Here is a 12588-nt window from a genome sequence, read left to right on the forward strand (position 1 = left end):
TACCGGAGGATTCGGGCGCGGTCAGATCAGCGCGACGGCGGCAACGCGGCTACCTGCAACAACCCTGAAACACACGTGACAAAGGTAACGGTAACGTTTGAAGCGCAGCACTCGTGGGTAAGGCCGCTCCGCTGCGGTCTCACTGCATGTGACGATACCAACCGTTACCACTTCGTCGCAGGCTCAGGGCACTTTTCGGCATCCGATTCCGCTATTCACGACGCCGCTTGCGACCCACGAGCGAACCGAGCGGCGTCCAGATGGCGGGCAGGACGAGCAACAGGCAGACGACCAGCCACCAGACCGGCGCCTCGCCGCGCCGCCAGCCCGCGACGACGCCGCCGAGCCAGCCGAACAGCGGGTCGCGTACCGGTGGCAGGAACGCGGCGAACAGCAGCGCCGCCACCACCAGCACACCGAGCACCGTGAGCACCATGCGCCACGTCTTGCGCAACGTCATCAGGCTCACCGCCAGGAACACAATGGCGCCGGCGGCGACCGGCACACCGACCCACTGCAGGACGGGGCCGCCCTGTCCACCGAGGACGAACCCGGCGAGCACGGTGATCAGCGCGGCGAGCACGTTCCACGGCGACGGCAGGGTGGCCGCCCCGCGCGTGATCCACCACGCGCTGCGCCCGGCGGCCTTGGCGAAGGTGGCGGCCGGCTGGACCGACTTCGGCACCCTGGTCGCCCCGGCGGCCGCGTTGAGCCCGGCGGCACCGGCCTTGACCAGCGTCTTCGTCAGGAGCATCGTCCCGCGTTCGTGTTCGAACCGTTCACCGGAGACCTGGCACGCCTGGAACGCGCGCTGGGTCTGCTCGTCGGTTTCCGGCTCGTTCTCGACGAGTCTCCTGAACCGTTCCGACGGTTTCCCGTTCCCCTTGGCCGTTTTCGCGTCGTGTCCGCAATGGAGGCCGACACACGGCAGCTCCTCGCGGGCGATCTCCAGCTGCCGCACCCTGGCGAGCACCATCGCCGTCACCGGCATGCTGACCGGGAGGCCGGCTTCGGTTTCGACGTCGGCGAGCTCACCGTCGAGGCCGAGGAAAGCCAGTTCCCCGGCCAATTGCGCGCGCAGGGCGTCCGCTTCCTCTTGTGACAGCCCGTCTTCCGTGCCGGGCTGCCGCCAGCCGATCTCCTTGAAGGTGTCCCGCACCTGCGTCCGGAACGCCTCCCGTCCGACGACGTCGCGCAGCAGGCGCAACCGTTTCGGGTCCAGCAGGCACTGCACGAGCCAGCCCGCGCCGTCGACGCGGCCCCACATCCAGTCGTTCGCGCGCCAGGACGCCTTGTAGAACGCGCCGAAGTAGTCGGCCTGCATCCCCGTGAGCTTGTCCCACGAACGGCGTCGCTTCATGTCCAGCAGCGTCCGCGAATCCGCGCTGACCTGGACGAGATCGACCCGCTGATCGACCGACGGCGGCTGCGCGAGCAGTCCCCGGGTCGCGATGTGGAGACGCACCAGCCGGGAGGTGACGATGGGATCTCCGGCGCTGTCGTCGTCCGGCGTGAGCCCCGTCCAGGCCAGCAGCGTGCTGACCGTGTCGGCGGCTTCGGTGTCGGGTTTCGCCTGCGCCAGCGGCAAAAGGATCGGCGTGGCCTGCCGGAGGGCGGCGACGACGAGCGGCCACGCCTCCTTCAGCGTGTCCGAACGGCCGAGCGCGGCCCATTCCTTGGCGAGGCCTTCGATCCAGGCCGCCAGCGTGACGTCGGATGACGGCGGTTCCTGTTCGGTCACCCAGCCCGCGAGCCGCTTCCCCCGCGCCGCCTTGTGCCGCGCTTCGTGCAGCAGCACGCGACAACGGTTGAGCTGCACCGCCTGCTCCGGCGCCGGATCGAGCCGGAAACCCGCGTTCACCAACTGAAGGCCGGTGGCCACCGAATCGTCGAGCGCGGTGGTACGGAACGCGACCAGGTCCGCGAGATCGCAGCTATCCTTCGGCGGTTCGGTGGGCAGGCCGTCCCGCAACCCGGCGGCCGCGGCCGCGCGCAGCTGCGCCGCCGTGCCGGACGCCCACTGGCGGCCCTGATCCTCCACATCGGACAGTGAGAGCCTGCGGGTCGCCTCACGGACCAGCGCGGTGGCGTCCTCCTGCACCCGGCGGTCGCGGTAGTCGTTCATCAACCGCTGGTCGACGAGCGAGTCCGGACCGCCGCGAACCCCCATCGCGGCAAGGGAAACCCGGGTCCCCCTGGTCCGGACGACGGCGTCGTTGTGCCTGGTCAGGTCCTCCAGCTCGGCGCTGATCGTCTGGCTCAGCACGGTGCCGACGACCTTGCTCAGCGCGCTGCCCAGCAGCGGCGGCCGCTCCGGATCGACCGCGACCCGCTCGGCTTCGCGTTCCGCCGTCGGCACCACGTACAGCAGCAGCCGCCGGACGTCCGAATGCGACTGCCGCTCGAAGATCTCCCGCAACGCCGGGCGCAGCGGCTTGTTCAACAACACCCCGCCGTCGGTGAGCCAATGCGAACGGGTGACATCGGTGTATTTGGTCATATCCGGATGCAGCGGACCGGTCTTCTCGCCGATCGGCATCCGGGAGAGCTCGAACGCGCCGGGGAACGACGCGGTGGACCGCGCCGCGAGCGCGAGCGGGCCGACCACATCGTCCGTCCACAAAGGAGCGTCGAAGCGGAACAGGAGGCGATGTTCGGTGTCCCGCACCAGGTTTCCGAGCGCGTCGTCGAACCTGGTCGTCTCGCCGTCGATCATCGTGCCGGTGAGCAATACGGTGATGTCGGGACAGTCGGGTTTCACCGTCGCGTTGTCGGTGATGCGGTGCAAGGCGTCCTTGAGATCGCCGAGCAGCACCTTGTCGCCGTCGAGCAGCGAACGCGGTTCCTTCTCGCCGGGGTCGCGGATCAGATTGTCGAGCGAGCCCGTGCTGATCCACGTGTCGCGCAGCACCTGCGGACTCGACCGGAACGCCTCGGCCAGCCCGAGGCACGCCGCGTTGATACCGCCGGCGCTCGTGCCGGTGAGCACGTCGAGCGAGACGGTGGCGTTGAGCAGATCGAGCAAGGCCCGGTACGGGCTTTTCGATTCCGGCGTTCTCGACGCCTGCAACAGATGCGAGGTCTCGGTGGCGACCCCGCCCATCCAGACCGCGAGGCTCGCCCCGCCCACCATGGTCATCGCCAGCCGGATCTCCTGCGGCCACGGGCTCCCCGCGTCGGCCATGTGCGCCCTCCCCAAGGCTTTGTGCAGGGGGCACTCTAGACCGGACGGGGGATCCCGGGTACCGCCGAAGGTGCGCCCGGAAGGGCAAGGCCCTGCGGCCGCGCGGTTTCGCGTGCTTGGAAGGACGACACACGTGATCAGACGGACGACACGCGTGTCCAGCGGGACGGCACACGTGCCGTCCGTCCAATCACACGTTTCGTCCGTTCAATCACGCGTGTCGTCCGTCTGATCACACGTGCCGTCCTCGCAGTCACGCGAAACTCCCGGTTCGGTTCGCGAGTGGAGTGTTGCGAAAGCCACTTTCGCAACGTTGAAGGTTGGGAAAGTGGCTTTCGCAACGTCGGCGGCCTGCCCAGGCGACTCAGCCGACGGTGAGGACGATCTTCCCGAACTGCCGGTTCGACTCCAGATACCGGTGCGCCTCCACGACGTCGTCGAGCCGGAACGTGCGATCGACCCGGGACTGGAACGAACCAGCCCGCACACCGGCGCGCACGAAGGCGTCGGCGCGGCGGAGCCGTTCGGGGTTCAGCGTGGTACCGAAGGCGTTGAACATCCGCATGGTCGGCGCGAACCACAGCGGGAACGGGGTTTCCTTGCTGTCCAAAGCGCCGTAGACCACGAGCGACCCGCCCTCCGCGGTGGCTTCCGCCAGTTCTCGCACGCCTTCACCGGCGATGGCGTCGAAGACCAGGTCCGCGCCGCGGCCACCGGTGTAGGCCTTGGTGCGCTCGACGACGTCTTCCTCACTCGTCACGATCACGTGCGCCGCACCGGCTTTCAGCAGCCGTTCCTTCTTTTCCGGCGTGCGGGTGGTCGCGATCGTGGTGGCGCCGATATGGTTCGCGACCTCGATCGCCGCCAGCGCCGTCCCGCTCGAGGCCGCCGTGATCAGCACGGCGTCGCCCGCCCGCACCTTGCCTTCGTCGATGATCGCGCCGTACGCGGTGAGCAGCGAGCCCCACATCGTGACGGCGTCCACCGGGCCGAGCCCTTCCGGCCGGTGCAGCGTGGCGCTGGCCGGGACGATCGCCTGTTCGCCGTAGACCCCGTACTCCTTCTGGGAAAACCCGGCGATGGTGGTGACCGGGTCGCCCGGCGCGAAACCCGTGACGTCCGGGCCGACCGCGTCGATCACACCCGACGACGAATAGCCGAGGCCCGCCGGGAACCGCTCGGCGCGCTCGAAGTAGTAGCCGCCGCGGTACATCGCTTCGGCGCGGTTGAGACCGATCGCTTCGATCGAGATCCGCACCTCGCCCGGGCCCGGCTCGCCGATCTCGACGTCCACGACCTCCAGCACCTCGGGCCCGCCCTCGGTACGGAAAAGCACTGCCTTGCTCATGTCGTCCCCCTTGGAGAGTCCGTTACGACTTGTAACGTCACAGATCATCTGCCAGGATCGAATCCGCTGGAAGACGGCACTTTCGTGTCACGACGGAACAAGCCTGTTACGAACGAGGTCAGCGCGATGAGCGACGCCGAAGATTTTTCCGACGGGGAGCCCTGTTCGCTGCGCGAGGTGCTCGGGCTCGTCGGTGACAAGTGGACGATGCAGATCCTGGTCCGGCTGACCGACGGGCCGCGGCGGTTCAGCGAGCTCGAACACGGTATCGAGGGGATCAGCCGCCGGATGCTCGCGCTGACGTTGCGGAATCTGGAACGGAACGGGCTCGTGACGCGGACCGTCTACGCGGAGGTCCCGCCGCGCGTCGAGTACGCGATCACGCCCCACGCCGCCGAACTCGACGAGCCGCTGCACGCGCTTTCCGCCTGGGCGTCGAAGCACCGGGCGATCGTGGGCGAAGCACGCCGGGCCTACGACGCCACTAAGGCCTCCTAAACCTCCGCATTTCGTCCTCTGGATGCGGGGTGTCAGGCGGCGAAGTGCTCCAGCAACAGAACCTGCGCCTCGCCGACGGCGAAACCCAGGACGGCGCCGGTCGCGATCAGGATCCATTCGTCCTGCTGGAAAGCCGGCCGCAGCAGGCCCTCGAACTCGCGCGGCGACAGCTCCTTCATCTTCGTCACCAGCACGTTCCGGATGTCCATCGCGTCGGTCGCGTAGTCCTCGATGTACCGCATGGTCTCCGGCAGCTTGTCCATGATCTTCTCGGCGATGTTCAGCTTCATGTCCTGATACCGCTTGCTGCCGACCGCGAACACCACCAGCGGTTTCCCGACGCCGACCCGGCGCCCGAGCTGTTCGTCGAGCTGGCGCTGGATGAGTCCGAGCACGCGGTCCGACAGCGGGCCGTGCAGCACCGCCTCGATCACGTTGTGCGGAGTGATGATCTCCTTCGCGATCAGCGCGCCGTACGCCTCCGCGACCTCACCGCGCCGCTTCAGGAACAGGCCCTGCCAGCGCACGCCGAAGTACCGGCGTTCCTCGATCGGGTAGAAGATCATCCGCAGCGCGAGCCAGTCGGTGAACCAGCCGGTGAAGAGCCCGAACAGCGGCATGATCAGCGGGAACTTGAACAGCACCCACGCGACCATCTGGATGATCCCGATGAGCCCGCCGAAGAAGATGCCGGAGCGGGCGATGAACTTGAACTCCTTGTCGCCCGCCTCCTGGAAGATCCGGTTCAGCAGCCGTTTGTCCTTGACCAGTGCGGTGACCACCATGCCCTTGAGGTCGAACACACTGTCCACATCGGACTTGATCAGCTCCAGCACGGCCGCGACCATCCGCGGCGTCTCGGCCTGGACGCGCTGGATCACCAACCGCTGCATGCCCACCGGCAGGGATTCCCACAGCCCCGGCTGGTAGTGGGCGGCGACGTCGCGCACGATGTCCTCGACGGCCGCCTGGAGCGGTTTTTCGATCTCCTTGGCGATTCTCTGCGGATCGAGCCGGGCGACGACCTCGGCCGGTTTGATCAGCTGCTCGGTCATCGTGTCGCAGGCGATACTCGCCATCCGGGCGGCGCGTTTGGGCACGATGCCCTGCCAGCCGAGGAAGGGTTTGATACCGACGAACTCGACCGGCTGGAACATCATCCGGATCGCGACGAGTTTGGTGGTGTAGCCGATCAGGGCGGCGACGATCGGGATGGAGACGTAGATCGGCCAGTGCTCGCCGAAATCGGCGAGGATCCCGTCGAGGAACGCACCCATGCCGAGGTCAGCCGGCGCTCGGGTCGCAGGCCTGCCAGAACTGGGCGCCGAGGCGGGAAATATGGACCGTGCGCTTCACGAACTTCGCCCGTTTGACCGACTTCTCCGCCTCGCGGACGGTCTCGTCGGTCAGCAGGATCTCGTACTGCGTCTCCAGCGCGGGCACCTCTTCGTCCAGCTCGACGAGGCCGAGCCCGATCAGCCTGGTGAGGTAGCCGGGCACCTGGTCCGGCAGCGACACCCCGGCGGCCTTGCCGACGGTGGAAGCGTTGCGGAGCACGAACCGCCCGGCCGCACCGAGGCTGGTCCGCTCGGCGACGTCGACGACCGGGAACGGCGAGCCGTCGGAGAGCGCGGAAAGGATGCGGGCCTCGTCCGGAGTGAGCTGCCGCAGGATGATCGCGTAGAGGTACTCGCGGGCCCGCTCGCGGCCGAAGCCGATGGAGTGGTTGAGCAGTTCGGCCATCGCCGCGCGGAGCGGTTCGAGCTGGGCGCGGGTGTGCACGAGGGTGATGGTCGCCTCGACCGGCCGCGAACCGTTGGTGTCGGGCCGGTTCATCGCGGACGCGGCGGTGAGCGCGGCGTGGTACGGGTCGTCGACCTCGTCGAGACGGCGGCGCAGCTCCGAAAGCAGCTGCCGCTCGCCCTGTTTGACGATCTGTTCGGCGATCTCGACGCCGGGGAGTTTGCGGGTGAACTCGAAGCCCGTGCGCGCGGCCCAGCCGGCCAGCTGTCCCGCTCGTTTGGCGAAAGCGGCCAGGTCTTCACCGGCGGGTCGATCGTTGCTCACGGGCACTCCCCTCGCGTTCGCGCTGATGCTACCTGCGAGTAGGCCGAATGGCCGAAAATGTGATGGACCTGGGTGTTTGGATGGTCACCATGAGCTTCACGCGCTGGGGTCCGCCGATCGACGTCCTCCCGCTGTTCGCGCGGGAGGAGCAAGCCCTGCTGGACGTACTGACGGGACTCGACGCGGACCAATGGGCCGCGCCGACGGTGTGCACGGGCTGGACGGTGCACGATCTCGCCGCCCACATCCTCGGCGACAAACTCGGCAGGCTGTCCCGCGACCGTGACGACTACCGGACGACGGCACCGCGCGAGGGCGAACGCTTCGAGGACTTCATCGACCGGATCAACGACGAATGGGTCGTCGCGTGCCGCCGGCTGTCCCCCGAGGTGCTGTTCGCGATGCTGGTGGACAGCACCTCGCAGATCGCCGAGATGTTCGGCCGTGCCGACCTCGACGCCCTCGGCGAGCCGGTGAGCTGGGCCGGGGACGAGCCCGCGCCAGTCTGGCTCGACGTCGCCCGCGAGTACACCGAGTTCTGGGTGCACCAGCAACAGATCCGCGAGGCCGTGGGCGCGCGGATGCTGGACGAGGCGGAGTTCCGCGGTCCGGTGGTCGACACCTTCATGCGGGCGCTGCCGCACACCCTGCGTGACGTCGACGCGCGCACGGGCAGGCAGGTCGCCTACACGGTCACCGGTCAGGGTGGCGGGAAGTGGACGGCGCGGCGGACCGCCGACGGCTGGGAACTCGACCGGGCCGCGCCGACGTCACGCGCGCCGCTGGCCTCGGTGACGACGGACGCGGACACCTTCTGGCGGCTGTGCACCCGGAACCCGGCGGACCGCGGCCGGGTCACCGCCGAGGGCGACGAAAACGTTTGCGCAGCCTTGCTCGGGATGACGTCGATCATCACATCGAGTAACGGCTGACCTTCTCCGGCCGGATGACGAGCCGCACGAGGTCGAGGGTCTGGATCCCGGCGAGCTCGCCCGCGTGGGCGGGGTCGTCGAGGTCCCAGTAACGCGCGCCGAGTCGTGCGGCCAGTTCGTGTGCCCCGTCGGGCTCGACCGTGGCGCCGCCGGAGACCGAGACCCAGCGCTCGCGTTCGCCCACCGGCGCGGCCACGATGATCGACGCGCGGGGGTCGTCCTTCAGCCGCCGCACCTTGGGCGAGTCGCGGGGAGTGAAGAGCTGGATCGTGCCGTCGCCGTCGGCCTCGAACCACACCGGCCGGACCGGGCCGTCGGCCACGGTCAGGAACCCGTGCAGCGGCCTGCGGAGGAATTCGAGGTCGTCAGAGGTGAGCATGAGCTCGATTCAACACGGCAGATCCGGACGATCCCATAGGTGAAAGACCGGATCGCCTGTGTATTCGTCTAACCTCGGCCAGGTGGACGTGTTCAGTGACCTGATCCGCGGGGTGCGCTCCCACGGTTCGCTGTTCGGCAGTTCGACCCTCTCCCCGCCGTGGAATCTGCACTTCGTGGACGGCGCGCCGCTGACCCTGTGCGCGGTGCTCACCGGCGCTGGCTGGATCGTCCCGGAGGACGGCCCGCCCGAGCAGCTTCGCGCGGGGGAGTCGGTCATCGTGCGCGGCCCGGCGACGTTCACCTTCGTCGACGCGGTCGGCACCCCGGCCGAACCGATCGCGTGCGGCGAGGACTGCGCGACGCCCGAACAGGGCGGGACCCGGCACCGGCTGGGCTGGGTCGACGACCCGGGCGGCGAGACGACCTTGATCGTCGGCGCGTACCCGGTGCGCGGCGAGATCGGCCGCCCGCTGCTGGACGCGCTGCCCGTCGTGCTGCGCGTGGACTCCGGCGGCGCGGGTGACCCCGTGCTGGAGCACCTCGCCGCGGAGGTCGCCGTCGACGCGCCGGGGCAGCAGGTGGTCCTCGACCGGTTGCTGGACTGGCTGCTGGTCTGTTCCCTGCGGGAGTGGTTCGAGCGGCCGGGCGGCGAACCCCCGGCGTGGTGGGCCGCGCAGCGGGATCCCGTGGTCGGCGACGCCCTGCGCCTGCTGCACGCGGAACCGGCGGCACCGTGGACCGTCGGCACGCTGGCCGGGCGGACCGGGGTGTCGCGGTCGACGCTGGCCAAACGGTTCGCCGACCTGGTCGGCGAACCGCCGCTGACCTACCTCACCCGCTGGCGGATGACGCTCGCGGCGGATCTGCTGACCGGCAAGGAGTCCGCGACCATCTCGGATATCGCCCGCACCGTCGGCTACTCCGACGCGTTCGGGTTCAGCGCGGCGTTCAAACGCGTGCGGGGCGTCAACCCGAGCGAGTTCCGGCGCGCGGTCCCTCAGCGCAGCTGATGCCGCGACTTCTTGGCCTGTTTGCGCAACTGCAGGATCCGGGCGCCGCCGACGAGCGCGACCAGCGCGCCACCGGCGATCACGGAGAACAGCATCGCGACCGCCAGCGGCATGCTCCCGGACATGCCGAGGAAGTGCACGGTGGCCGTGTCCTGGTTCTGCAGGATGAACACGAGCAGGAACACCAGCACGATCAACGCCACGATGACGGCGATCCAGGTGCCGCTCACCCGCGTCCGTTTGAGCTTCGGGCCGGCTTCGAATTTACCGCTGTGGCGTGCGCCGCCCGCGGTTTCGGACGGCGTGACGGGAACCTGGGCGGCGCCCTCCTCCGGCTGCGTCATGCTGGACAGTGTCCGCCGAAGCGGGCTTGATCGCGCTCTCAAGCGTCCGAACGGGTGACCTCGTCCGCCGCGCGCAGCACGCGCAAGGTGTTCTTCCCGGCCAGCTTCGCGCAGTCCTCTTCGCTCCAGCCGCGTTCCAGAAGGGCTGCGAAGAGCACCGGGTACTTGGAGACGTCTTCGAGGCCTTCGGGCAGCGTCGCGACTCCGTCGTAGTCGCCGCCGAGTCCGATATGGTCGACTCCGGCCACTTCGCGCGCGTGCTCGATGTGCGCGACGACGTCGTCGATGCCCGCCTTCGGCTTCTCGGGGCCGCCTCGCTCCGCGGTGAACTTCGTGCGCTGGTCGATGTTGCGGTAGTCCTTGCCCGCGGCTTCCATGTCCTGGCGCAGCTGGTCGTCCCACTCGGCGACCTTCGGCGAGATGAAGCCCGGCACGAACGTCACCATCGCGACGCCGTCCTTGGCCGCCAAGGTCTCCAGGACGTCGTCGGGGATGTTGCGGGGATGGTCGTTGACCGCGGTGCAGGACGAGTGGCTGAAGATCACCGGCGCGGAGCTGACCTCCAGCGCTGCCCGCATCGTGCTCGGCGCGACGTGCGAGAGGTCGACCAGCATGCCGATCTTGTTCATCTCGCGGACGACGTCGCGGCCGAACCCGGTGAGCCCGCCGTGCTCGGGTTCGTCGGTGCCGGAGTCGGCCCAGGTGGTGTTGTAGTTGTGCGTCAGCGTCATGTAGCGGACGCCGAGGCGGCGCAGGATCCTCAGCACGCCAAGGGATTCGGCGATGCTGTGGCCGCCCTCGGCACCCAGCAGCGACGCGATCTTGCCGTCGCGGAAAGCGGCTTCCGCCTCGTCGGCGGTGTCCACGAGGGCCAGGCGATCGGGGTATCGCTCGGCCATCTGGTGCACGATCTCGATCTGTTCGAGCACCGCCGTCACCGCGCTGTGGCCCTCGAACTGGCAGGGCACGTAGACGGACCAGAACTGCATCCCGAGCCTGCCTTCGGCGAGCTTCGGGAAGTCGGTGTGCAGATGCGGCTGACGGACCGTGAGATCCGTGCCGGCCACGGCGTCGACCGGATCCGGCCCGGTCGTGACGCGCAGCTCCCATGGCAGATCGTTGTGCCCGTCCGCGAGGAGGACCCTGTCGAGCAGGGCCTGGGCGCGGACGAGGTCCCCGTTAGTCATCGGCCGATGCTACGTTCGCGTGCTTTGCTCTCCCCGCCATGGGTTGAGCCACCCCGCGGCCGCTACCAAACCGTTGCCGGTCACCTGGTGGCCGCCGGGATGCCGGTGGGCGGCGACGTCCGCCCCGCGCTCGCGCAGGTCACGGACGAGCGTGTCCGCCGAAGCCAGCGGCGCCATCGGATCGTGCTCGCCGTTCGACAGGAAGACCCTGGTGCCGGACAGGTCGTTCCGCGGTGGCTCCGGAAGCGGCGACATCGCCGCGAACAGCGCGGCCTCCTTGACGGCGTCCGGGCGGAGCAGGGTCACCGCGGCGGCGATGTTGGCGCCGTTGGAGAACCCGATGGCGACCAGCCGCCGGTCACCGAGGCCGTACTCCGCACGCGAGGCCTGCACGAAATCGGCCAGCTGGTTCGCCCGGAAGACGACGTCCTCGTGGTCGAAGACGCCTTCCGCCAACCTCCGGAACCACCGTGCCGCACCGTGTTCCGACACCGGTCCAGCCGGCGCGAGCAGCGCTGAGGCCGGGCTCAGCTGCCGGGCGAGCGGCACGAGGTCGTCCGGGCCGCCGCCGGTGCCGTGCAGGAGCAGCAGCACCGGCTCGTCGGCCGCCCCTTCGACGTACTTGTGCTCCAAGGTGCTCATCGCGGGTTGTTCTCGCTCGGCAGGTCCAGCTTCGGCAGCATGGCCTCGATGTCCTCGCGTTTGGGCTCCAGCCACGGCGGCAGCTTCAGCGCGCGGCCGAGCTCCAGCAGCGGCTCGTCGATCGCGAAACCGGGTTCGTCGGTCGCGACCTCGAGCAGCGTGCCGCCCGGCTCGCGGAAGTAGATCGAGCGGAAGTACTGACGGTCCAAAATGGACGTCACGTTCACGCCGTCGTCGATCAGCTCGTCGCGCCAGGCGGCCTGGGTGTCCTCGTCCGGCGCGCGCCAGGCGACGTGGTGCACGGTGCCCGCCGCCACCAGCCCGCGCGGGGCGTCGGGGGTCACGAGGACGTCGACGAGCGCACCGGGGCCGCCCTCACCGGCGGAGAACCGCAGGCGGTTGCCGTCCTGGTGGACGAAGGTCAGGCCGAGGCCGTCGGTCAGCATCCCGGCGGTCGCGTCCTCTTTGGACACCGACAGGGTGACGGAATGCAGCCCGCGGATGGCGTGCTCGGCGGGGACCAGTTTCGTGTCCCACGGGTCACGCGGGTCGCCCTGCGGATGCGCGACGAGCGCGAGTTCGAGGCCGTCCGGGTCGAGGAAGGTGAGCGTCTCCTCGCCGTCGGCGTTGCGGACCTGGCTGCTCTCGACGCGGTTCTCGGCGAGGTGCCGCTTCCACCAGCCGAGGGAGGACTCCGGCACGGAGAACGACGTCGTGGTCGCCTGGCCGGTGCCGTGACGGCCCTTCGGCGCGTCCCGCCACGGGAAGAACGTCATGAGCGAGCCGGGCTTGCCGGACTCGTCGCCGTAGTAGAGGTGGTACGTGCCGGGGTCGTCGAAGTTCACGGTGGTCTTCACCAGCCGCAGGCCGAGTGCCCGGGTGTAGAAGTCCGCGTTGCGCTGGGGGTCGCCACCGATGGCGGTGACGTGGTGCAGGCCCGAAGTCTTGATCGACATGGTGCCCCTCCTCTGGGAGCCGGTGAACTCAAGCTAGCC

The 12588-nt window shown here is 69.1% G+C and carries 12 protein-coding genes; 3 read left to right on the forward strand and 9 right to left on the reverse strand.

All coding sequences use genetic code 11. The features are described 5' to 3' along the window. Window positions 1-211: 211 nt before the first annotated feature. Together H4W30_RS18180 and H4W30_RS18185 are read right to left on the reverse strand one after the other, a co-directional pair. Window positions 212-3184 carry a patatin-like protein gene (locus H4W30_RS18180; protein ID WP_192743859.1) on the reverse strand — a complete coding sequence of 991 codons (2973 nt, stop codon included), beginning with the start codon at window positions 3182-3184 and terminating at the stop codon, window positions 212-214. A 364-nt stretch (window positions 3185-3548) separates the two neighbouring features. Beyond that, complete coding sequence (locus H4W30_RS18185; protein WP_192743860.1) at window positions 3549-4532, reverse strand: zinc-dependent alcohol dehydrogenase family protein; 984 nt, start codon at window positions 4530-4532, stop codon at window positions 3549-3551. Between the two features lie 126 nt (window positions 4533-4658). Here H4W30_RS18185 and H4W30_RS18190 point away from each other — a divergent pair, with 126 nt between their 5' ends. Next, window positions 4659-5030 carry a winged helix-turn-helix transcriptional regulator gene (locus tag H4W30_RS18190; RefSeq protein ID WP_192743861.1) on the forward strand — a complete coding sequence of 124 codons (372 nt, stop codon included), beginning with the start codon at window positions 4659-4661 and terminating at the stop codon, window positions 5028-5030. Window positions 5031-5062: 32 nt separating this feature from the next. Here H4W30_RS18190 and H4W30_RS18195 read toward each other — a convergent pair whose 3' ends face one another. Further along, complete coding sequence (locus tag H4W30_RS18195) at window positions 5063-6307, reverse strand: DUF445 domain-containing protein (RefSeq protein ID WP_192743862.1); 1245 nt, start codon at window positions 6305-6307, stop codon at window positions 5063-5065. A gap of 7 nt (window positions 6308-6314) precedes the next feature. Continuing rightward, on the reverse strand, window positions 6315-7097 hold the full coding sequence (locus H4W30_RS18200) for an Abi-alpha family protein (RefSeq protein ID WP_192743863.1): 783 nt from the start codon (window positions 7095-7097) through the stop codon (window positions 6315-6317). 80 nt (window positions 7098-7177) lie between these two features. On the opposite strand from H4W30_RS18200, the gene H4W30_RS18205 reads away from it, so the two are divergent. Further along, window positions 7178-8029, forward strand: coding sequence for a maleylpyruvate isomerase family mycothiol-dependent enzyme (locus tag H4W30_RS18205; RefSeq protein ID WP_225949377.1), 852 nt, complete (start codon window positions 7178-7180; stop codon window positions 8027-8029). On the opposite strand, the gene H4W30_RS18210 is transcribed toward H4W30_RS18205, so the two are convergent. Next, complete coding sequence (locus H4W30_RS18210; RefSeq protein ID WP_192743864.1) at window positions 8010-8408, reverse strand: pyridoxamine 5'-phosphate oxidase family protein; 399 nt, start codon at window positions 8406-8408, stop codon at window positions 8010-8012. The genes H4W30_RS18205 and H4W30_RS18210 overlap by 20 nt on opposite strands. Window positions 8409-8490: 82 nt before the next feature. On the opposite strand from H4W30_RS18210, the gene H4W30_RS18215 reads away from it, so the two are divergent. Next, entirely contained in the window at window positions 8491-9420 is a 930-nt protein-coding gene (locus tag H4W30_RS18215) for an AraC family transcriptional regulator (protein ID WP_192743865.1), read from the forward strand. Here H4W30_RS18215 and H4W30_RS18220 read toward each other — a convergent pair. Genes H4W30_RS18220 through H4W30_RS18235 form a run of 4 tightly spaced genes read right to left on the reverse strand, consistent with a single transcriptional unit; the run spans window position 9408 to window position 12549 of the window. Beyond that, the gene (locus tag H4W30_RS18220) at window positions 9408-9764 is read right to left on the reverse strand and encodes a LapA family protein (protein WP_192743866.1); all 357 of its coding nucleotides are present in this window, start codon (window positions 9762-9764) and stop codon (window positions 9408-9410) included. The two genes, H4W30_RS18215 and H4W30_RS18220, sit on opposite strands and share 13 nt — an antisense overlap. Window positions 9765-9802: 38 nt before the next feature. Further along, the gene (locus H4W30_RS18225; protein ID WP_192743867.1) at window positions 9803-10951 is read right to left on the reverse strand and encodes a dipeptidase; all 1149 of its coding nucleotides are present in this window, start codon (window positions 10949-10951) and stop codon (window positions 9803-9805) included. A gap of 9 nt (window positions 10952-10960) precedes the next feature. Next, a complete protein-coding gene (locus tag H4W30_RS18230; RefSeq protein WP_192743868.1) occupies window positions 10961-11593 on the reverse strand; it encodes an alpha/beta hydrolase in 633 nt (210 codons plus the stop codon). Next, window positions 11590-12549 (reverse strand): ring-cleaving dioxygenase, encoded by a 960-nt coding sequence (locus tag H4W30_RS18235; protein ID WP_192743869.1) that lies wholly within the window; start codon window positions 12547-12549, stop codon window positions 11590-11592. The genes H4W30_RS18230 and H4W30_RS18235 overlap by 4 nt, the downstream gene beginning before the upstream one ends. Window positions 12550-12588: the final 39 nt, after the last annotated feature.

The organism is Amycolatopsis roodepoortensis (assembly GCF_014873915.1).
Classification (GTDB): domain Bacteria; phylum Actinomycetota; class Actinomycetes; order Mycobacteriales; family Pseudonocardiaceae; genus Amycolatopsis; species Amycolatopsis roodepoortensis.

Excerpts from the sequence above, each read along its gene's own strand:
- H4W30_RS18180 (WP_192743859.1), bottom strand. The coding sequence starts at position 3,184 with ATGGCCGACGCGGGGAGCCCGTGGCCGCAGGAGATCCGGCTGGCGATG.
- H4W30_RS18185 (WP_192743860.1), bottom strand. The coding sequence starts at position 4,532 with ATGAGCAAGGCAGTGCTTTTCCGTACCGAGGGCGGGCCCGAGGTGCTG.
- H4W30_RS18190 (WP_192743861.1), top strand. The coding sequence starts at position 4,659 with ATGAGCGACGCCGAAGATTTTTCCGACGGGGAGCCCTGTTCGCTGCGC.
- H4W30_RS18195 (WP_192743862.1), bottom strand. The coding sequence starts at position 6,307 with ATGGGTGCGTTCCTCGACGGGATCCTCGCCGATTTCGGCGAGCACTGG.
- H4W30_RS18205 (WP_225949377.1), top strand. The coding sequence starts at position 7,178 with ATGGTCACCATGAGCTTCACGCGCTGGGGTCCGCCGATCGACGTCCTC.
- H4W30_RS18210 (WP_192743864.1), bottom strand. The coding sequence starts at position 8,408 with ATGCTCACCTCTGACGACCTCGAATTCCTCCGCAGGCCGCTGCACGGG.
- H4W30_RS18220 (WP_192743866.1), bottom strand. The coding sequence starts at position 9,764 with ATGACGCAGCCGGAGGAGGGCGCCGCCCAGGTTCCCGTCACGCCGTCC.
- H4W30_RS18225 (WP_192743867.1), bottom strand. The coding sequence starts at position 10,951 with ATGACTAACGGGGACCTCGTCCGCGCCCAGGCCCTGCTCGACAGGGTC.
- H4W30_RS18230 (WP_192743868.1), bottom strand. The coding sequence starts at position 11,593 with ATGAGCACCTTGGAGCACAAGTACGTCGAAGGGGCGGCCGACGAGCCG.
- H4W30_RS18235 (WP_192743869.1), bottom strand. The coding sequence starts at position 12,549 with ATGTCGATCAAGACTTCGGGCCTGCACCACGTCACCGCCATCGGTGGC.